The following is an 18,415-nucleotide window of genomic DNA, read 5'->3' as shown; positions in this document are numbered from 1 at the left end:
ATATATTGAAGCTGAACGACTTTTCGATTCTAGAATGTATCGGAAGGTCGTTCATTTTTTATTTTTTGGGAACATAGGAACATTCTTAGGGATAAAAATGGAATAGGATAAAAATTCCTTTGACATAGGTAGTTTGTACCTTTATAATACAAACATAAATATCAGAAAAAAACAAAGATTTTAAACATTCCTTTCTTATGTAGGACATACAATTACGAAGAAAGGAATAAAAAAGGGGAGGTCTTATTATGGAATCACGTTCTAACTGGGGGACACGGGCTGGCTTTATTCTAGCAGCTGTCGGTTCTGCTATCGGGCTTGGGAACATCTGGCGTTTTCCAACTGTTGCCTATGAAAACGGTGGTGGGGCATTTTTTATCCCATACTTATTTGCACTACTAACAGCAGGAATACCGATTTTGATTATGGAATTTACAATGGGTCACAAGCATCGTGGCTCAGCACCGTTAACATTTAAGCGAATGAATAAAAAGTCGGAATTCATCGGTTGGTGGGCAGTACTTGTAGCATTTGTTATTTCCACCTACTATGCTGTCATTGTGGCATGGGCTATGTCGTATTCTGTGTTTGCTTTTAACCAGAATTGGGGATCAGATACGGAAAGCTTTTTGTTCAATGATTATTTAAAATTAGCTGCACCTGGTGAAATAGGCGGAATTGTTCCAGGCGTATTTATCCCACTTGTTATTGTATGGGTGTTAGTATTAGGAATCTTATTTAAAGGCGTTAAGAAGGGTATTGAAATTGCGAACAGGATCTTTATTCCTGCATTGGTCATTATTTTCCTTATTATTGTTATCCGTGCAGTAACCCTTCCTGGAGCCATTGATGGATTACAGGCGTTCTTTGCCCCAGATTTTAGTACGATTTTGTCACCCGACGTTTGGGTTGCAGCATACGGACAGATTTTCTTCAGTCTATCCATTGCGTTTGCAATCATGATCACGTATTCAAGTTATTTGCCGAAAAAATCCGATTTAACGAATAATGCGTTCATCGTTGGTTTCGGGAATTCAAGCTTTGAGTTACTAGCAGGGATTGGGGTTTTCTCTGTATTAGGATTTATGGCTGCTCAATCTGGAGTAGGTGTGGATGAGGTTGTTGCTGGCGGCGTAGGTTTAGCATTCGTTGTATTCCCGGCAATTATAAATGAATTTCCTGGTTTAAACGGACTTTTCGGGTTTCTATTCTTTGCATCACTCGTACTTGCTGGATTAACTTCCTTAATGTCCATAACGGAAACTTATGTTGCGGGTCTTGTTGATAAATTCAAAATTTCCAGAGCGAAGGCAGTGTTATTTGGGGGAGGATTAGCAGCTTTAATTTCTATTTTATTCTCTACTCAAGGTGGACTTAACTTCCTAGATGCGGCAGATTATTTTATTAACCAATTTGGTGTTGCTTTACTTGGTCTCGTTGAAGTAGTAGTCGTTGCATGGATTTTAAGACAGGTTAAAGAACTGAAAGACCATGCTAACGAAATTTCCGATATTCGACTAGGCTCTTGGTGGACGATTTGTCTTGCAGTCATTACACCGATTGTTTTAGGTTATCAGATGTATCAGTTGTTTACACAAAACTTACTTAAACAATTTGAAACAGAGTCAGGAAACTATGGGAATTACACTGATGCATTTATTATATATGCAGGCTGGTCAGTTGCAGCAGGTGCGTTAGTAATAGGGATTATCCTTTCTCTTACAAAGTGGAAAGGCAATAACCGTGCTGAAGCGGAAGCTAAAGCTAAGGAGGCAAAATAATATGACTGCAGGTGCTATCTTTGTTATGATCTTTGGTATGATTGTCATATGGGGTGGATTGGCAGCAAGTATCACATATGCTGTAAAAAAATCAAAATAAATAACGAAGAGAGCCATTTATGTAAATGGCTCTCTTTTTAATAGCCTTATCGTCATTTCTTCTTTTCAGTATTATTTAACCATTCTTTCCCATTTCTTCAAAAAAGGATAGGGATCAAAAGACCATTCACTGTATCCGTTGTCCTTATACATGCCATAGTGCAAATGTGGAGGAAACTTACCAGAAGTACCTGGGGGCCCATACCCTGTAGAACCAACACTACCAAGCACATCTCCAGGCTTTACTACTTGTCCAACTTGAATGTCATCTTGATATCCACTCATATGGCCATAATAATGGTATATATTGTAAATGTCTCGTATACCTATACGCCACCCACCGTATAAGTTCCAACCCATCAGCTCAATAACACCATATGTGGTTGATTTGACAGGTGTCCCATACCCGGCAAAGATATCAGTTCCTTCATGGATACGTAACCCACCAAATCCACGCCTATCTCCCCACGTGCTACGGTAGCTGTAATTGTAATCAGTAGATACTGGGAAGTCTCTATCTGTTAGATTAATCTCTTGGTAAGTCTTAAAAACCTTGGCTGTGTTCATTATCGTCTGGACTGACAAATCACGTTTATAATAATTCCATAACGCAATTTTAATATCCTCATCTGTCTGACCGTATTCTAACATGTAGTTAGCAATGGTATGAAGAATATCTTCCGGGTTGTCAGGGTCCGCGAGTTTGTCCCCGTCCCCATCTTTACCTTTACCGTTAAAGAAGGTAATAAGGTTTTCATCTTGAATCATAGAACTGTTTCCTAATCCGTACCATAATTCAGCTGGTACCTCAATTGAAATAACTTTTCCTTCATCTTCTTTTTTAATGTTGCGTTCGAAATTATCCATTGCCGCAAAAAAGTGCCATGGTATTTGTGTGAGTGCTTCGGTTTTCTTAAATAAGGCCATCCGCTCTTTGTATATATCTTTATCTGCTTCGGCATGAACTGTACTGCCAGTAAACAATATAAGGAATATAAGAAGGAAACCTGTATAGAGGTATCGATAGTACAATGTTGTTCACCCTTTTACTTAGAATAGAGTTATTTTTAGTTAGGAAGAGGAATTCTATTCATATAACAAAAGGATCCTCTTGGCATTTACAGAGGACCCTTCCATATATTGCATTTATTCTTGATTTTTCATTTCTTCTTTTAGGTTATCTTCTTTACCCTGTGGTGATTTTTCCATCTCTTTTATAATCTGATCAATGGTGTTCTCATAACTGCCGTCAGTGGTGCTGGAATTATGCAAGCTTTGTATGTCGTTGATTAAGCTTTCATTATCAGAGACATATATTTCATAATATTGAGGTATAACGGATTGTGCTGTCTTTCTTGCAATATTTGCGGCTTCTTTCTCGTCTACGTCATCAGACTTTTCATAAGCAATGAGTACTTCTTCATCTGTGACAAGCGTTGCAACTTGCTCTAGACCTTCACCGCGTAAGGCAATACGCGTAATAACATTTGCGACTTGTGTACGATCGATGGAAACGCCATGCTCCATTTCATCATCATTGTTTACCTGGTCTTTTGTATAATGTACGTAGCCAAGTCTGTCATTTAGTTCTTCATCTTCAGCTGATTGCTGTTCAGCAGAAGGATCAAGCTCGTCAACAATATCATCGCGTTCATCCATGGCGTTTTCATTATTTCCACATGCGCTTAGGCTAAACAAAGTGAGAGCGCCAATTACAAAATGGTTTATTTTCATGTGATTGCTCCTTTTCAGTTTTGTTTCTCTTTTAGTTTGCAATTCTCTACGAAATTCATGCATGAAATTATTTCTGGTTTCCATATGGGTGAATGTGATAAACTTATTACAATATGTGGAGGGAAAGCGATGATTGAAATAAATGGGAAACAGTATGAGTTGATTGAAAATGTTAAAGAGGGTTTTGATGAAAAAGCACTAAATGAACGTCATTCTGATATCCTTTCGAAATATGACTACATTGTCGGTGATTGGGGCTATGATCAATTGCGGCTAAAAGGATTTTATAGCGATCAGAATCACAAAGCCTCATTGGACGCTAAAATTGGTGCGCTTGACGACTATCTTTACGAGTACTGTAATTTTGGTTGCGCTTATTTTGTGCTTCAAAAGATAAAAGGTGCGAAGCCGAAAAAGACGGAGGAATAACATATAAGAAAAAAATACATTCGCTCGTATTCCAGCGAATGTACGTTTTTCTTATAGTTGGGAATCCGAAATTTTAACTACGTTGACATTTACTTTCTTAATGTGTAAAAAAAGAAGTAGCAATTTTGCTACTTCTTTTTTTGAGTAGGATGGGAAGTGGGTGCTTGACGTGGCACGTCTTTATGCATTGACTTATCTGGGTACACAAACGCACTTTCCCTGTACTGTCCTTCTTCCCATGGGGTGGATTTACCTGAAACAGGTTCGGATTCATTTATTGGAGATCCAAACGCTCCCTCTGGAAACTCTTCAGGGATAAGCTTTTTTTGTCTATCCCTTGCATTAGTAAAATCACTATATTTGCCCTTTGGCTCACGTGACATTTTTTCCACTCTCCTCCACCCTACTTTATGAAGGAAAGCGATCTTTGAACCGTTCCAAATCTTACCGTTAGTCAGTTGGCTGTGCTGCTACATATCCTCTGAATTTCTTCTCAAGAATTTTACCTAGACGGAAGATCGCATCCTCATTTCCATTTGCTGATATGACTTGTATGCTAATTGGCATATTATTCTCATCGTTCCCTATTGGAACGGTTAAGGACGGCAAGCCCCATACATTGGCATAAGCAATAAACGGCATAAAGTTAAGAAACGTTCTGCGTAAAGAGAATATCTCTTTATAAACTTTTCCGTGTTTTAGCGCACTTGTATGATAGACAGGGAAGAGGAGCAAACGGTTATGCAAGTACTCCGATAGAAAGTCATCACCTTCAGCCAAGGTTTTTTTTATTTCCTTCACTCTGCTCTTTGATGGCCTGAAAAGCTTTGAACCAAGAATCCCCATGGTTAGATAGGGATCAACGGATGCACGATTTGTTATCTTTTCTCTAAGAAAAGCTTTTACAAGATTGGAGCGATCGTTATGGTATGCTGACTTCTCAATAAGCTCACTGCCTTCACTCGCCAACATTTCCAGCCAAAGCAGGGAGCTTTCTTCAAAGTATGGTGGGATAAATCGATTTGTGGAGAAAGACTCCGTAAGGAATTTTTCGATATTGTCCATCATCTCAATTGTTTTTTCGGAAAGCGGGTAATTGACGGTGCCAGGAAGTACTTCAATTTTAAAAAACTGTAAATAACGATTTGCAGTAGAATGTGGTGATAGTACGGAATATAACAACTCCATGTCGCGTACAGATCTACCCATCGGCCCGATTGTCAGCATTCTTTCCTGTAAGGGAGTAGTTGCGGATGGGTAATGGCCTGCAGAAGAGCCTCTATACATACCTGGTTTAAAGCCAAGTACTCCATTAAAATGAGCTGGAAAACGTATGGATCCGCCAATATCAGAACCAATCCCTGCTGGTGATCCTCCTGCAGCAAGAATTGCCCCTTCACCGCCGCTTGATCCTCCCGCTGTTCGTGTAAGATCCCATGGATTATTCGTTCTGCCATAGAGCCGATTATCGGTTTCCTGGTTAAAGCAAAGTGCAGGTGTATTTGTTTTACCTAAAATAATTGCGCCTGCGTTTTGTAACCTGGTAATGGCAGGTGCGTCTTCTCTGGAAATCAAATCCTGACGATGTTCTAACCCGCTTGTTGTCTTCATTCCGGCTACGTGAAGAGATTCCTTGACAGTTATCGGAACACCATATAATGGCGGCAGCTGTTTAAGTGTATGCCTTTTTTCATCAAACGATTTAGCTTCCTTCAAAGCGAGTTCATAGCGATCCTCTACTACTGCATTAATCGGTGGGTTAACTTTTTTTTGCTGTTCTATATAAATAGATACCACTTCACTACTTGTCACTTTTCTATTTTTAATCCATTCTGCCAAGGCTGTGGCGTCCATCTTTAGTAACTTCTCTTTTAAGACAGAATCAATACTCTCCATTTTGTTTTCTCCTTAGGCAACTTCACCTGTTAATTTTTACAGTACTTCTTTTAAAAATGCACGAACTTCATCTGCTTCCATTGCTGTTTCATGAAGAATATGTTCCACATCGCGATTGTTGTTGAGATCCTCTTTTCCAACCACGATAAAACGGTTTTTTTGTAAATGGATCACGACCGTTTTATCTGGATCTTCTTCATGATTCATTAGGGCGAAATCATAGCGTTGATAATTGCCCATAAAACTAATATACCTTAATTCTTTTGTTTTCGTCTCATCTTTTAGTATTTCAAATTTACTGGCCATTTGCGCCCTCTTTTCCATTATTTTGACATTTCCTTAACTATAACACGTTTGTATCTCGATATCATGTGTAATATGCTAAAATATTAGTATACAAATTAAGTATTTAACTATAGAAGAATTATATTAAAAGGAGTCAACTGAATGTACTTTGTAGACAGAAGTAAGATAGAGCAGCGCCTGAACTATTTAGATAGTATGCTAACAGAATTGAAGGGAATGAAGTACGAAACATTACAGCAGAAATTAGCTTTAGAAAGAATAGGACATGTTTCGATTGAAGCCATACTGGATGTTGGAAATATGATGATAGATGGGTTTATCATGCGAGACCCAGGAAGTTATGAAGATATTATCGATATATTACTTGATGAAAACGTGTTACCTAATGAAGATGGTGATCCATACAAGCAGGTTATTGGACTAAGAAAAATGCTTGTTGTTGATTACGTGAACGTTAATCATCAAGTGGTTTATCAAGCCTTTTCCGAAAATATGGTGCAATTAAGTCAATTTCATACCAACATACGAAAATACCTTGATAATGAACTTGGGGTAGCTCATGCTTTCTCAAATGAAGAATAACTGACAAATACAACAGCTAAGAGAGGAAGTCAATAGATGAAAAACTATAAAGGGTATTTAATTGATCTTGATGGAACAATGTATTTAGGAAAGGAGCCAATTGCGGAAGCTGCTGGCTTTATTGACACATTACGAGCAAAAAAGATCCCTTATTTATTCGTAACAAATAATTCTTCAAAAACACAGGAAGAGGTAGCAGAGAAACTAAATTATCTTGGTATTTATGCTACATCTGAGCAGGTTGTAACCACTAGTCTAGCTACTGCTAGATACATTAAAGAATGGAAGAAGGATGCTTCTTGTTACGTGATTGGGGAAGAAGGGGTAAAAACAGCGCTGGAGGCTGAAGGGCTGACAATAACGGATGATGATAAGTGTGATTTTGTTGTAGTAGGGATTGACCGTGAAGTAACGTATGAGAAATTTGCAAAAGCATGTTTAGCTGTCCGGAATGGCGCAACCTTTATTTCCACAAATGGGGATATAGCAATACCAACTGAAAGAGGATTACTCCCAGGAAATGGCTCCCTTACATCTGTTGTGACTGTAAGTACAGGTTTCACACCTACTTTTATAGGGAAACCAGAAAAAATTATAATGGAACAAGCACTAGAAATCCTTGGGACAACCAAAGAAGAAACGATAATGGTTGGGGATAATTACCAAACAGACATTCAAGCCGGCATTCTAGCAGGCCTTGACACGTTAATGGTGTTTACAGGCGTCACACCATTTGAGGAAATGAACAGCTTTGCAACAAAGCCTACTTATTATGTACACAGCCTAAATGAATGGATCGATAACATATAAAAAAACAGGAGTGGCCTTTTTAAACCGGCCCTCCTGTTTTTCAGTATGGTACTAATAGAATTTAGTCCACTATATCACTGTCACCTGTTGCATGTGCTAGTCTGCTCGATGCAGCGGCAGCAATTGCTCCAACAATATCATCAAGGAAAGTATGACACTCACCGGTTGATTTATCGTTTAATTTTTTTAGTATTCCTGGTTTCTGTTTATCAATATAACCATAGTTCGTAAAACCGATAGAGCCGTATACATTTACAATGGAAAGGGCAATAATTTCATCTACTCCATATAAACTCTCATCAACTTCTATCGTCTTCTGTAATGGTTCTTCTAGTTGTTTTTTCTCAGCTAATACGTCTAATTGAATACCAGTAAGGATGGCGTTTTGGACTTCTCTTTTCGTCAACACTCTGTCTACATTATGTCTACAGTCCTCCATGCTTAAGTTATCGTGATATTTAGATTGTAAGTAATAGACCAGTTCAGCGATATCCTCTAAAGTTACGCCACGCTGGGTTAACCATTGTCTTGCTTTGAGTTCAAGTTCACTTTGATTCGTATTTGCATCCATGTACATCACCTTTTCCTAATAAATTGGTTAATGAATTTGCCTTTTCTTACATACATTAGTACTAATCTTGTTAAAGATCTGATCCCCTGTTTATCTACAAGGGATAGGATGATTCATTAAGTTAAAACAAAGGGTGTGATCATATTGTCAATGGAAACCATGCTCGCCACACATTATAATATCCAAGCAAGTGAGAAAGTAGTACTGGCTGGAAGAGATGGTTATAAACAAGACGAATATGTTTATTTTACCATTTCCTCTGATAACAGGGAAATTATTCATATGGAACAGGCAGCGCTTGCTTACTATTTGCTGGAAAATAATTACCGGCACACCGCTATCCCTGTGGCCAATACTAACGGGGATTGGTTCACCGTATTTCAGAACAATACATACATGGTCGTCATGATAGAACATCTTAACAATATTACAAGAGAAAGCAATGGGCGATCTCTAGCAGCCTTTCATACTATCGGTACGCTTTATAGCTTCGAGCCACACCAGATATCTTGCTATGGAATATGGAAAAAACTGTGGATAGACAAACTAGAGGCATATGAAAAAAACGTGCCCTTGGCCGCTAAGGAATCACCAAACGATTACTTTCGCATGGTGATGGATACCTTGCCCTATATTATTGGGGTAAGTGAAAATGCTATCCAGTATTTACAGGAGAGTGAACGCGAAAACAGATTTGATACGGTAGACCAAGGAACTATCTCATTTCAACGATATACAAATAATCTACAAAAATCTGTTATCTGGCTAGATGACTTTGTTTTTGATCATCCGGTACGTGATTTAGCGGAATATACGAGGGGCATGCTGTTAAGCGATGCACCATCAGAAGACATTGTACAATTCTTGCATGACTACCAATCAGAAAGACCGCTATCTATTTTTAGTTGGCGCTTGTTGTATGCAAGGCTACTTTATCCCGTACATTTTTTTGATCATTTTGATTCTGTGATGAGCGGTAGGACACTTGAAGATCCTTTTACAGCCTATTCGTCTTTAATAACGATGCAAGAAGAGTATGAAAAGAAAATGCGCGACCTTTATCAATGGGTTGGTTTAGATTCTACCTCATTACAAATCCCTGTGTTACACTGGCTGTAAGAAGGAAGCTGGAGGGAGAGGGCGATGATAGAAAAACCGAAGCTATACATCACAAGAAAGGTACCAGAAAAGATCTTGGAACCTTTTCAGCAAGATTTTACTATATCAATGTGGAAATATGAGGAAGAGCCGGTTCCTAGAGAAGTACTTTTAAAAGAGATTTCCGATTCGCAAGGGGTTCTTTGTATGCTAAGTGAAACAATGGACCGGGAGGTATTTAATACCGGCAGTTCACTTCAGGTTGTTGCCAACTTGGCAGTAGGCTACGATAATATTGATCTTCATGCAGCTAGAGAAGCGGGTGTTGTTGTGACAAACACACCAGGGGTTTTAACAGAATCTACAGCTGATTTAGCGTTTTCTCTTCTTCTGGCGACAGCAAGAAGGATTGTGGAAGCAAACCAATATATAAAAGAAGATAAATGGAAACAATGGTCGCCTTATTTACTTGCAGGTATGGATGTACATAATAAAACAATCGGTATTGTAGGAATGGGGAGGATTGGCGAAGCGATTGCCAGACGAGCCCAAGGGTTTGGGATGGAAATCTTGTATCATAATCGTTCTCGTAAAGTAGAATCGGAAAAGCAGATTGGGGCTACCTACGTAGATTATGCTACATTGCTTAACAAAGCTGATTTTGTTGTTTCTGTAGTACCAGCTACTCCTCAGACAAATCAAATGTTTAATAAAGAAGCTTTTCAGAAAATGAAACGTTCCTCAATTTTCATTAATATTTCACGTGGCAGTGTAGTAAATGAAAATGCATTAGTTGAAGCGCTAGAAACGGGAGAAATTTCTGCAGCAGGATTAGATGTGTTTGCAGAAGAACCAATCCGATCTGATCACCCGCTACTAAATAAAACAAACGTTATCTGTTTACCGCATATTGGATCAGCAAGCACTGAAACGAGAAGCAGTATGCTACAGTTATGCCTGGAGAATATATCAGGGGTTATACATGGTACAGGGCCGATTACAGAAGTGAAATAAGGAATATAAACTACGAGCATGTAACCTATACCTATCTATAGTAGCTGAATTTAGAAAACCTCGTATCTGCTGGTCTTTCAGCGAATACGAGGTTTTCTTATATTTAAAACTTCAAGATGTTAACTACATCGTCAATTTTACCAATCTAAAACTTTATACTTTTCTAACGTGCAAAAAAGGCAGACGATTAAGTCTGCCTTTTTTTATCCCGGTGCAACCGTCCGTAAGACTCCCATTTCAAAACATGAAGTGAAACCCTGTGTTTTCAGTGGAAGTAATCGGACGCTAACACCCCGATTCGTTCAACTACCAATCAGTGGGGAAAGAAAGATTACCCCCACTGATTGAAGTTTCACTTTATATTTGGTAGCTCTAAAATACTTGTTCAATTTCTGTAACGCCTGGGACCTCAGCCATCAGGGCGCGCTCAATTCCTGCCTTTAATGTTATGGTAGAACTTGGACAATTGCCGCATGCACCCATAAGACGAAGAAGTACAATGCCATTATCATCTACATCAACTAGCTCCACATCTCCACCATCACGTAGTAGAAAAGGGCGTAGTTTATTTAAAACTTCCTGTACCTGTTCTTGCATTATCCATCTTCTCCTTTCCTTATAAATAGTATAAAACGAATTCATGTAAAAATCTATCTGAAATTATATTTTTACTCATCGGTTACTTATATTTTATCTTTAACCAAACATTTTGTAAAATATAAGTAACTGCAAAAAGGGGGCTACAAATGGTGGAGAAGGTTACAATTACGGTCTATGGTGCAGATCAGATTTGCGCAAGCTGTGTTGGCGCACCTGGGTCAAAGGATACATATGATTGGTTACAGGCGGCAATTGGAAGAAAATACGTGGTTGACCACATTGACTATGAGTATATCGATTTAGATAATCCACCGACCGTGGAGAAACATCAACAGTTTGTCGAACGAATAATCGAGGAGGATTTATTTTATCCAGTTGTACTGGTTAATGATAAACTGGTAGCAGAAGGCATTCCGAAGCTAAAAACAATTTATCAGGAGCTAGATCGAAATGAAATCCACCTCCAGTCTAATTAGAAATGAGTGATTAATGTGGAAATACCTTTTACAAAAATGCATGGTTTAGGAAATAATTATATATATGTAGATTTATTTCAATATCAAATGGACGAAGCAAGTATGCCCAAAATAGCCAGAGCAATGGCAGATGTACATAAAGGGATCGGCTCGGATGGAATGATTTTAATCCACCCTAGTACGAAAGCTGAAGTTGGGATGCGAATTTTTAATAAGGATGGGTCGGAAGGGAAAAGTTGTGGGAACGGACTCAGGTGCACAGCGAAGTATGCTTTTGAAAACGGGATTGTAACAGAGCCTACTTTCCAAATTGAAACGAAAGCGAATATTGTGGAAGCAGAAGTTTTTCCTTTAGAAGGAAGCGTTGATCAGGTAACAATAAACATGGGGGAGCCAGCATTACAAAGAACGGCTATCCCTATGTTAGGAGACGAAACAGAAGCGGTTATTAGGGAAGATTATACGATAGAAGGCCAACTATTAGAACTAACAGCTGTCTCTATGGGAAATCCGCATGCTGTCTTTTTTGTAGAAGATATTCAGGATGCTCCGCTATATGATCTTGGGCCAGTTATCGAAAAGGACACCCGCTTTCCTGAAGGCATAAATGTAGAATTCATTCAGGTAGTATCCGAAAGGGAACTTCATTTTCGTGTATGGGAGCGAGGATCAGGAGTTACACAGGCTTGTGGAACAGGGGCTTGTGCGGCGGTTGTAGCTGCAGCATTAAATGGTCTTGTTTCTCGAGGGAAGGATATTACGGTTCATTTGTCGGGAGGGGACCTTGTGATTAACTGGGATGAAAATGGTATGGTCTGGATGAGTGGGGAAGCCAAAACGATAGCTACGGGTGTTTTTCACTTTTAAAGATCAACTCAAATAGTTGAATTGTATAGTTATTCTTTGTATACTTAAATGTAATGATCATGATCTGAGGAGGTCCAAGGGATGGTTATAACAATTACCGACAATGCGGCAAATCAAATCCATGAAATGATGAAGGAAGAGTCCGCGGAGGCACGCCTACGCTTTGGTATTAAAGGCGGAGGTTGCAGTGGACTGTCCTATTCATTGGGCTTTGAATATGAAATCAATGAAGAACTCGATACAGTAGATGAAATAAACGGGGTGCCAGTTGTGTTTTTCAATCAGGACATTCCAATTATTGAAGGAACGCAAATTGATTACAAACAAAATATGATGGGCGGCGGGTTCAGTATTGATAATCCAAATGCCATAGTATCTTGTGGTTGTGGCTCATCATTTAGAACGAAAGATAAAGTTGGCACACCAGGAGATTGTTAACTAACATATTAAAGGAGCAGTGGTATAATCCACTGCTCCTTTTTTCACTCACTTATTTTCTAGAACATGCTTGTTGAATGTTTTGGTTGGATTCTTGCTTTTGGATCAATATACTGCTTGGCATTATTGATGGCAGTTGGTCCTTCTCCAAATCCTGTGGCAATTAATTTTACTTTTCCATCATAAGTACAAATATCTCCTGCTGCATAAATTCCTGCGATATTTGTTTCCATTTTAGAATTCACTACAATACTGTTTTTTTCAATATCTAGACCCCAGTCTTTGATAGGTCCAAGCGAGGATACGAATCCATAGTTACAGAGTACAGCATCGACCTCAAGTTCAACCTGTCTGTCCCCTTTTACTTCTTCAAAAAGAACCTTATCAATTTGGTCGCTTGCAACGACACTTGATGGTACAAATGGGGTCATAATCTCTACATTTGATGCCATTAGCTTTTCAACACTATGTTCATGTGCTCTAAACTTATCTCGACGGTGAACAAGGGTCACTTTTTTTGCGATGGGCTCCAGCATTAGCGCCCAATCAACTGCAGAATCTCCGCCACCAAGCAGTACAACATTTTGGTCTTTGTACTGATTCATATCCTTCACATGATAGTGAAGGTTAACTCCTTCAAATTGTTCACAATTATCTACATCTAGTCGTCGAGGTTGGAAGGCACCATTACCCCCTGTAATAATAATTGTCTTGGTATAATGAACCTCATCTGTATTCGATATTAGTTTAAATGATTGGTCCTCTAATCTTTCAATTTTCTCAATGGATTGCTCGAGTACAATCGTAGGGTCAAAAATGTTTGCCTGTTCCTCTAAATTATCAATTAATTCCTGTGCCCGTACTTTCGGATACCCAGCAACATCGTATATATATTTCTCCGGGTACAAAGCAGTTAGTTGTCCCCCGGTATGTGGTAGACTCTCAATAATTTTCACACTTGCCTGTCTCATTCCGCCATAGAAAGCAGTGAATAGACCTACAGGACCTGCCCCTATGATGGTGACGTCATAAACCTTTTCTGTCATGCTTATATACCTCCATTACATGTTAATTCCTTGCCCAACAGTCCTATCGTATCATAATTAACGTAAAAAGGCTTTGGAATGGCTTATTACGAAGTAGGTGAAAGGGTAATTTTCCCATTATATATTGGGGAAATCAGCTAATAAATTAATAATTAAGAAAGTAAAAGAAACACTTGAAAAAAAGAATTGAAAGATATACTATTACTTAGTGCTCTATATTACAATTGTGTAACAGATGTATGATATTTCTATGAATACTAGACTCATATTTTTCTTTAAAGGTACAAGGTGACAAAGCATTTAGATAGCTTGTCATTTTAATTGAGTGATTAAGTGAAGTTTGTCACAAACATGTAAATATATGTATATAGACTCCACTTTAACGTATTAACGATACAGAGACAGTAATCATCAAGAACGGCCCACTCTACAGCATCAATCTCTCTTTAATGAACAGGGCTTTCATACCTCTGGTAGTATCTCGCACTATAAAAGATATATTCATTATCAGGAGTTTTTATTGAGACAGCTTACCTCCTTATGCGGAGATAATGCTCTGTTTTGGTAAGGTAATGAACGAAAAATTGTAACTGGGGTTTGGGACGGTAACAACAACAGAAAATTATAAACGGAAGTGATCATAATGAATAATCCACATATTGTTATTTTGGGTGCAGGTTATGGAGGCATCATGACGGCCGTAAAGCTGCAAAAAAGTATTGGAATGAACGAGGCAGATATTACATTGGTAAATATGAATGATTACCATTACCAAACTACATGGCTTCACGAAAATGCTGCCGGCACCTTGCATCAAGATCGAACTCGCATATCCATTAAAGAAGTCGTAAATTTGAACCGTGTCCATTTTGTTCAAGATAAAGTGATTTCGATCAAACCAGATGCTAAAAAAGTTAAGCTGTCTAATAATGAGTTGAATTATGATGTGTTGGTTATCGGATTAGGGTTCGAAGCAGCTACATTTGGCATACCAGGTCTTGAGGAACATGCATTTACCATTGGGGATATTAACAGTGCTCGTCTAATTAGAGAACATCTAGAGTATAACTTTGCTTTATATCATAATGAAGAACCAAATAATCAGGCAAGAATTAATATTGTGGTCGGAGGCGGTGGATTTACTGGGGTTGAATTCCTTGGTGAAATAGCAAACCGTGTTCCAGAGCTTTGTGAAGAATACGATATTGATAAGCATCTTGTTCGAATCATCAACATTGAAGGGTCCCCAACTGTATTACCTGGCTTTGACCCACAGTTAGTCGAATATGCCATGAACTCCTTGGAATCACGTGGAGTTGAATTTGTGACTGGGGCGATGTTGAAAGAATGTACACCAGATAAAGTGACATATGAGAAGGATGGAAGGCTTGTAGAGATTCCGACCATGACAACTATCTGGGCTGCAGGTGTTAAGGCGAATTCTATAGTAGAGAAATCAGGATTTTCAACAAATCGCGGTAAAGTTGAAGTTCGCAAAGATATGCGTACACCAGATTATGATGATGTTTTTGTTATTGGGGATTGTGCTTTGATCATGGATCCAGAAACAGGTAGACCATTTCCACCTACCGCGCAAATTGCGATTCAGCAATCAGGAACCGTCGCCCATAATGTAAAAGCCTTTATTAACGAAGGAGAGCTAGAAGAATTCACTCCGAAACTTTTAGGAACAATAGCATCTTTAGGTCATAATGATGGGATAGCTGTACTATTTAATCAGTACAAGTTATTCGGCTGGAAAGCAACCTTCATGAAAAAGATGAGCGACAATCGTTACCTCCTAAAACTGGGAGGGCCTGGACTTTTAATGAAAAAGGGAAAATTTAATATCTTCTATTAATCCTTGTATGTGAAGCGGCAATAGTCGCTTTGCATTTTTTGTAGACGTTAGGAAAAATGTTAGCTAGCGAACATTTACGATGAAGTTAAGGTTTTGAAGTACGAAATATAAGGAAACATACACATTCGCTAAAAGATGAACAAATGAAAGTTTTTCAATTGATTAATTTCCTTCATACTATTCTAAATGAAGAGGAATAGGAGAACATGTACTTTTTGTTGGCTTTCGTATAAAATGGATTTTGTATGAAATTTTTACTGTACATAGGTGGAAGGGGAGACACAAGTTGGCGCAAATCGTTCAATTGCTTGTATCGATCGTACTATATTTTGTTATCTTTTTTGGCATTGCCTTTATCCTAAATATGCTATTAAGGAAAACGTGGTTAATGGCCATATTATACCCAATAGTAGTGATAATGATTGTGGATGATATGTCTACACTAGAATATTTCAAAAATCCAGGAATCGCATTTTCTGAGGCGTATTCAAAATTTCTATCTATTACACCGGCTGATATTACTATTTTATTGGCAGGTTTTGCAGGAGCAGTAGTTTCAGGTATTGTGATTAAAATGCTACGCAAAAGCGGTTATCAAATGTTTTAATTGATAAAGTAGCAATCAGGAAAAGACAGAATATTATAGAGAATTTATCTTTCTTTGAATAAAATATTACTAGATTGGAAATGATGACATCCAGAGAGGTGTTAATCATGAAAATCAAAAAAGCGTTTCGAAGAGTAGGTATGTTTTCGTTGTTTGTAGCAGCCTTTTTAGTTACCATCACATCTATATCTAACGTATCATTTGCTGATGTGCGTGATTGGGTAGATTATGAGCCGATGCGTATTACCAACACGGTTAATAACACAGTTGCAGAGTCGAAATTCAGGCAATCATCATTAGAAAAAAAGGAATTGAACTATTTAGAGCAGAAGAAAATGTATATATCAAGTGATGAAATTGAAGGACCTAAAACACTAGAAGAAGCGGCTAATATTAATCAGTATCCCAAATCACAAGTGGTAGCAACAGGATATACTGCTGGAGTAGAGTCGACTGGGAAATCACCAGGACATCCAGAGTATGGTATAACGTATTCAGGTGTTCAAGTAAAACGAGATTTGTATTCTACTATTGCGGCTGATTTAGATGTATATCCTATTGGGACGATACTTTTCATTCCAGACTATGGCTATGGGGTTGTTGCAGACAAAGGTAGTGCCATTACCGGCAATAAGATTGACTTGTTTTTTAACACCGTTGAAGATGTGTATGCTCAATGGGGAAAGAAAGAGCTAGATGTACATCTAATTGAATTAGGTGATGGTACACTTACGGAAAAAGAGCTCAAACAATTAAATGAAACAGATTCATTGCAGGTATTCAGGCAACAAATCACAGAAAGCTAATTTAAAAGGGAAGCACGCCAATAATGGCAGGCTTCCCTTTATTTGTGTTTGTATGAGTTAAGCTTCTTCAGTTACTACCGTGGTTCTTCGCTTATGGATTAATAAAGTGTATATAGGAGAAAGGCAATTAGGATACCGGAGAGACCTCCGAAGAAAACTTCGATTGGCTGATGTCCGAGCAATTCTTTAAGCTCTTGTCGCTTTTGAAATTCCTCTTTTTTATTCCAATCCTTTGCTCCATCTACGAACAGTTGAAAGTCTTTGATTAGCTGGTTTAGTACTACTGCCTGTTCTCCAGCCTGTCTGCGTACTCCGGAAGCATCAAACATTATAATAATACTGAAAACACAGGAAACAGCAAATACGGTGGATGTTACACCTTCGATAATACCAACACCTGTAGTTAATGCGGCAACAGCTGCAGAGTGGCTACTGGGCATGCCTCCTGTGCTGAATGCAAGGCCAGGAATAAACTCCTTTGTCACAATGAGTTTAATTGGTATTTTTACAACTTGGGCAAAGACAATTGCAGCAAGTGCAGCCCATAAAGGGAAATTTAGGAATTAATCCATAAATGCGTAACATCCTTCCTGATGCGATATTTGATCTTGCTCTTAGTTTATCATACCTCATCAGGAAACGCATGAAACTCCCGTTATCAGTTATTGGCTGCTAAGTCCTTTATTTAATTAGGAAGCTTTCGCATACATCCATTTTGCGGGTACTCGCTTCTCTAACTGAAGGATAAATAGGGCAGCAAGACAGGAGAGGGCAATGTCCTTAATTAAAAATGGGATCATGCCAATCCAAGCCAATTCGTATGTAACCGGAAGTTCTAACCATGTGTTCATTGCTACATACATGTAGGTGACACCAATTCCGTAATTAAACGCTACGCCAACTAGTGCTGCTAAAGAATAGAGAGGTAGACGCGCTTTTTTTTGTTTTTCTGTGATCCATCCGACAAAAAAGGCAATAAAAACAAATGAGAAAATAAAGCCACCCGTTGGACTAATTAGTTGCATTGGACCGGCAGATAAACCTGCAAAGATCGGTACACCAGCTGTTCCGACAAGTATATAGGTAATCATTGCATAACTTGCACGTTTTTTCCCCAGCATCATGCCAGCTATTATCGCAAAAAAGGTTTGCAGTGATAAGGGAACTGATGTCCCACCTAGTGGTATTGCAAGAAATGGAAACCAGACTGTAATGTTGGCTCCAACTGCCATTAAACAAACAAATACTGCTCCAAATGTTAGATCGATTGGTTTTGTACGCATATCCATTCCTCCTTAACAACATAATAGTTAGAAATGGACACGTTTGTCAACCTATTTTATTTTCGGTTAACAATAAATCGCCTAACAAGACGCTATTGTAAAGATTTGGCT

22 protein-coding genes and 1 pseudogene are annotated in these 18,415 nt (G+C 38.5%); 13 read left to right on the top strand and 10 right to left on the bottom strand.

Annotated features, from left to right (window positions below):
* Nucleotides 1-248: 248 nt before the first annotated feature.
* Nucleotides 249-1,781, top strand: coding sequence for a sodium-dependent transporter (locus tag K3T81_RS10800; protein WP_238020012.1), 1,533 nt, complete (start codon nucleotides 249-251; stop codon nucleotides 1,779-1,781).
* Nucleotide 1,782: 1 nt separating this feature from the next.
* Entirely contained in the window at nucleotides 1,783-1,881 is a 99-nt protein-coding gene (locus K3T81_RS10795; RefSeq protein ID WP_106897249.1) for a MetS family NSS transporter small subunit, read from the top strand.
* Nucleotides 1,882-1,952: 71 nt separating this feature from the next.
* On the opposite strand, the gene K3T81_RS10790 is transcribed toward K3T81_RS10795, so the two are convergent.
* Both K3T81_RS10790 and K3T81_RS10785 read right to left on the bottom strand, forming a co-directional pair.
* Nucleotides 1,953-2,912 carry a M23 family metallopeptidase gene (locus K3T81_RS10790; protein WP_238020010.1) on the bottom strand — a complete coding sequence of 320 codons (960 nt, stop codon included), beginning with the start codon at nucleotides 2,910-2,912 and terminating at the stop codon, nucleotides 1,953-1,955.
* A 114-nt stretch (nucleotides 2,913-3,026) separates the two neighbouring features.
* On the bottom strand, nucleotides 3,027-3,614 hold the full coding sequence (locus K3T81_RS10785; RefSeq protein WP_036574697.1) for a YhcN/YlaJ family sporulation lipoprotein: 588 nt from the start codon (nucleotides 3,612-3,614) through the stop codon (nucleotides 3,027-3,029).
* 129 nt (nucleotides 3,615-3,743) lie between these two features.
* Between K3T81_RS10785 and K3T81_RS10780 the strand changes: the two genes are divergently transcribed.
* Nucleotides 3,744-4,043, top strand: coding sequence for a YutD family protein (locus tag K3T81_RS10780; protein WP_238020008.1), 300 nt, complete (start codon nucleotides 3,744-3,746; stop codon nucleotides 4,041-4,043).
* A 128-nt stretch (nucleotides 4,044-4,171) separates the two neighbouring features.
* On the opposite strand, the gene K3T81_RS10775 is transcribed toward K3T81_RS10780, so the two are convergent.
* From K3T81_RS10775 to K3T81_RS10765, 3 genes are all read right to left on the bottom strand, one after another.
* Nucleotides 4,172-4,426, bottom strand: coding sequence for a hypothetical protein (locus K3T81_RS10775; protein ID WP_106897247.1), 255 nt, complete (start codon nucleotides 4,424-4,426; stop codon nucleotides 4,172-4,174).
* Nucleotides 4,427-4,493: 67 nt separating this feature from the next.
* Entirely contained in the window at nucleotides 4,494-5,939 is a 1,446-nt protein-coding gene (locus K3T81_RS10770; protein WP_238020006.1) for an amidase, read from the bottom strand.
* A 36-nt stretch (nucleotides 5,940-5,975) separates the two neighbouring features.
* Nucleotides 5,976-6,245 carry an SAV0927 family protein gene (locus K3T81_RS10765; RefSeq protein ID WP_106897245.1) on the bottom strand — a complete coding sequence of 90 codons (270 nt, stop codon included), beginning with the start codon at nucleotides 6,243-6,245 and terminating at the stop codon, nucleotides 5,976-5,978.
* Between the two features lie 141 nt (nucleotides 6,246-6,386).
* Between K3T81_RS10765 and K3T81_RS10760 the strand changes: the two genes are divergently transcribed.
* Together K3T81_RS10760 and K3T81_RS10755 are read left to right on the top strand one after the other, a co-directional pair.
* The gene (locus K3T81_RS10760; RefSeq protein WP_106897244.1) at nucleotides 6,387-6,827 is read left to right on the top strand and encodes a DUF86 domain-containing protein; all 441 of its coding nucleotides are present in this window, start codon (nucleotides 6,387-6,389) and stop codon (nucleotides 6,825-6,827) included.
* Between the two features lie 36 nt (nucleotides 6,828-6,863).
* The gene (locus K3T81_RS10755; RefSeq protein WP_238020004.1) at nucleotides 6,864-7,637 is read left to right on the top strand and encodes a TIGR01457 family HAD-type hydrolase; all 774 of its coding nucleotides are present in this window, start codon (nucleotides 6,864-6,866) and stop codon (nucleotides 7,635-7,637) included.
* Nucleotides 7,638-7,698: 61 nt separating this feature from the next.
* Here K3T81_RS10755 and K3T81_RS10750 read toward each other — a convergent pair whose 3' ends face one another.
* The gene (locus tag K3T81_RS10750; RefSeq protein ID WP_238020002.1) at nucleotides 7,699-8,208 is read right to left on the bottom strand and encodes a phosphatidylglycerophosphatase A family protein; all 510 of its coding nucleotides are present in this window, start codon (nucleotides 8,206-8,208) and stop codon (nucleotides 7,699-7,701) included.
* 150 nt (nucleotides 8,209-8,358) lie between these two features.
* Between K3T81_RS10750 and K3T81_RS10745 the strand changes: the two genes are divergently transcribed.
* Together K3T81_RS10745 and K3T81_RS10740 are read left to right on the top strand one after the other, a co-directional pair.
* Complete coding sequence (locus K3T81_RS10745) at nucleotides 8,359-9,327, top strand: protein kinase family protein (RefSeq protein WP_238020210.1); 969 nt, start codon at nucleotides 8,359-8,361, stop codon at nucleotides 9,325-9,327.
* A 27-nt stretch (nucleotides 9,328-9,354) separates the two neighbouring features.
* Nucleotides 9,355-10,320 (top strand): 2-hydroxyacid dehydrogenase, encoded by a 966-nt coding sequence (locus K3T81_RS10740; protein WP_238020209.1) that lies wholly within the window; start codon nucleotides 9,355-9,357, stop codon nucleotides 10,318-10,320.
* 372 nt (nucleotides 10,321-10,692) lie between these two features.
* Here the strand turns inward: K3T81_RS10740 and K3T81_RS10735 are convergent, their stop codons facing one another.
* On the bottom strand, nucleotides 10,693-10,917 hold the full coding sequence (locus K3T81_RS10735; protein ID WP_036574679.1) for a NifU family protein: 225 nt from the start codon (nucleotides 10,915-10,917) through the stop codon (nucleotides 10,693-10,695).
* A 149-nt stretch (nucleotides 10,918-11,066) separates the two neighbouring features.
* Between K3T81_RS10735 and K3T81_RS10730 the strand changes: the two genes are divergently transcribed.
* The 3 genes from K3T81_RS10730 to K3T81_RS10720 all read left to right on the top strand — a co-directional run bounded on the left by K3T81_RS10730 (nucleotide 11,067) and on the right by K3T81_RS10720 (nucleotide 12,701).
* Nucleotides 11,067-11,396 carry a YuzD family protein gene (locus K3T81_RS10730; RefSeq protein ID WP_238020000.1) on the top strand — a complete coding sequence of 110 codons (330 nt, stop codon included), beginning with the start codon at nucleotides 11,067-11,069 and terminating at the stop codon, nucleotides 11,394-11,396.
* 36 nt (nucleotides 11,397-11,432) lie between these two features.
* Complete coding sequence (gene dapF / locus K3T81_RS10725; protein ID WP_234368498.1) at nucleotides 11,433-12,263, top strand: diaminopimelate epimerase; 831 nt, start codon at nucleotides 11,433-11,435, stop codon at nucleotides 12,261-12,263.
* 81 nt (nucleotides 12,264-12,344) lie between these two features.
* Entirely contained in the window at nucleotides 12,345-12,701 is a 357-nt protein-coding gene (locus K3T81_RS10720; RefSeq protein WP_106897239.1) for a HesB/IscA family protein, read from the top strand.
* A gap of 59 nt (nucleotides 12,702-12,760) precedes the next feature.
* Here the strand turns inward: K3T81_RS10720 and K3T81_RS10715 are convergent, their stop codons facing one another.
* Nucleotides 12,761-13,747 carry an NAD(P)/FAD-dependent oxidoreductase gene (locus tag K3T81_RS10715; RefSeq protein ID WP_238019998.1) on the bottom strand — a complete coding sequence of 329 codons (987 nt, stop codon included), beginning with the start codon at nucleotides 13,745-13,747 and terminating at the stop codon, nucleotides 12,761-12,763.
* A gap of 643 nt (nucleotides 13,748-14,390) precedes the next feature.
* Between K3T81_RS10715 and K3T81_RS10710 the strand changes: the two genes are divergently transcribed.
* From K3T81_RS10710 to K3T81_RS10700, 3 genes are all read left to right on the top strand, one after another.
* Nucleotides 14,391-15,608, top strand: coding sequence for an NAD(P)/FAD-dependent oxidoreductase (locus K3T81_RS10710; protein WP_106897237.1), 1,218 nt, complete (start codon nucleotides 14,391-14,393; stop codon nucleotides 15,606-15,608).
* A gap of 295 nt (nucleotides 15,609-15,903) precedes the next feature.
* Complete coding sequence (locus K3T81_RS10705) at nucleotides 15,904-16,215, top strand: YuiB family protein (RefSeq protein ID WP_106898542.1); 312 nt, start codon at nucleotides 15,904-15,906, stop codon at nucleotides 16,213-16,215.
* A gap of 107 nt (nucleotides 16,216-16,322) precedes the next feature.
* Nucleotides 16,323-17,021, top strand: a complete 699-nt coding sequence (locus K3T81_RS10700) for a 3D domain-containing protein (RefSeq protein WP_238019996.1) — start codon at nucleotides 16,323-16,325, stop codon at nucleotides 17,019-17,021.
* 98 nt (nucleotides 17,022-17,119) lie between these two features.
* On the opposite strand, the pseudogene K3T81_RS10695 reads toward K3T81_RS10700, so the two are convergent.
* Nucleotides 17,120-17,584 (bottom strand): annotated as a pseudogene (locus tag K3T81_RS10695) (divergent PAP2 family protein); the annotation flags it as partial.
* Between the two features lie 126 nt (nucleotides 17,585-17,710).
* Nucleotides 17,711-18,304, bottom strand: a complete 594-nt coding sequence (locus K3T81_RS10690) for a biotin transporter BioY (RefSeq protein ID WP_106897235.1) — start codon at nucleotides 18,302-18,304, stop codon at nucleotides 17,711-17,713.
* Nucleotides 18,305-18,415: the final 111 nt, after the last annotated feature.

This window comes from Oceanobacillus jordanicus (assembly GCF_022095695.1).
GTDB lineage: Bacteria > Bacillota > Bacilli > Bacillales > Amphibacillaceae > Oceanobacillus_B > Oceanobacillus_B jordanicus.
The sequence above is the reverse complement of the archived record's forward strand: the minus strand, read 5'-3'. Positions and strand labels throughout refer to the sequence as shown.

What these genes read in the sequence shown, in the direction of transcription:
- K3T81_RS10800 (WP_238020012.1), top strand. Translation starts at nt 249, where the DNA reads ATGGAATCACGTTCTAACTGGGGGACACGGGCTGGCTTTATTCTAGCA.
- K3T81_RS10795 (WP_106897249.1), top strand. Translation starts at nt 1,783, where the DNA reads ATGACTGCAGGTGCTATCTTTGTTATGATCTTTGGTATGATTGTCATA.
- K3T81_RS10785 (WP_036574697.1), bottom strand. Translation starts at nt 3,614, where the DNA reads ATGAAAATAAACCATTTTGTAATTGGCGCTCTCACTTTGTTTAGCCTA.
- K3T81_RS10780 (WP_238020008.1), top strand. Translation starts at nt 3,744, where the DNA reads ATGATTGAAATAAATGGGAAACAGTATGAGTTGATTGAAAATGTTAAA.
- K3T81_RS10775 (WP_106897247.1), bottom strand. Translation starts at nt 4,426, where the DNA reads ATGTCACGTGAGCCAAAGGGCAAATATAGTGATTTTACTAATGCAAGG.
- K3T81_RS10770 (WP_238020006.1), bottom strand. Translation starts at nt 5,939, where the DNA reads ATGGAGAGTATTGATTCTGTCTTAAAAGAGAAGTTACTAAAGATGGAC.
- K3T81_RS10765 (WP_106897245.1), bottom strand. Translation starts at nt 6,245, where the DNA reads ATGGCCAGTAAATTTGAAATACTAAAAGATGAGACGAAAACAAAAGAA.
- K3T81_RS10760 (WP_106897244.1), top strand. Translation starts at nt 6,387, where the DNA reads ATGTACTTTGTAGACAGAAGTAAGATAGAGCAGCGCCTGAACTATTTA.
- K3T81_RS10755 (WP_238020004.1), top strand. Translation starts at nt 6,864, where the DNA reads ATGAAAAACTATAAAGGGTATTTAATTGATCTTGATGGAACAATGTAT.
- K3T81_RS10750 (WP_238020002.1), bottom strand. Translation starts at nt 8,208, where the DNA reads ATGGATGCAAATACGAATCAAAGTGAACTTGAACTCAAAGCAAGACAA.
- K3T81_RS10745 (WP_238020210.1), top strand. Translation starts at nt 8,359, where the DNA reads ATGGAAACCATGCTCGCCACACATTATAATATCCAAGCAAGTGAGAAA.
- K3T81_RS10735 (WP_036574679.1), bottom strand. Translation starts at nt 10,917, where the DNA reads ATGCAAGAACAGGTACAGGAAGTTTTAAATAAACTACGCCCTTTTCTA.
- K3T81_RS10730 (WP_238020000.1), top strand. Translation starts at nt 11,067, where the DNA reads ATGGTGGAGAAGGTTACAATTACGGTCTATGGTGCAGATCAGATTTGC.
- dapF (WP_234368498.1), top strand. Translation starts at nt 11,433, where the DNA reads ATGCATGGTTTAGGAAATAATTATATATATGTAGATTTATTTCAATAT.
- K3T81_RS10720 (WP_106897239.1), top strand. Translation starts at nt 12,345, where the DNA reads ATGGTTATAACAATTACCGACAATGCGGCAAATCAAATCCATGAAATG.
- K3T81_RS10715 (WP_238019998.1), bottom strand. Translation starts at nt 13,747, where the DNA reads ATGACAGAAAAGGTTTATGACGTCACCATCATAGGGGCAGGTCCTGTA.
- K3T81_RS10710 (WP_106897237.1), top strand. Translation starts at nt 14,391, where the DNA reads ATGAATAATCCACATATTGTTATTTTGGGTGCAGGTTATGGAGGCATC.
- K3T81_RS10700 (WP_238019996.1), top strand. Translation starts at nt 16,323, where the DNA reads ATGAAAATCAAAAAAGCGTTTCGAAGAGTAGGTATGTTTTCGTTGTTT.
- K3T81_RS10690 (WP_106897235.1), bottom strand. Translation starts at nt 18,304, where the DNA reads ATGCGTACAAAACCAATCGATCTAACATTTGGAGCAGTATTTGTTTGT.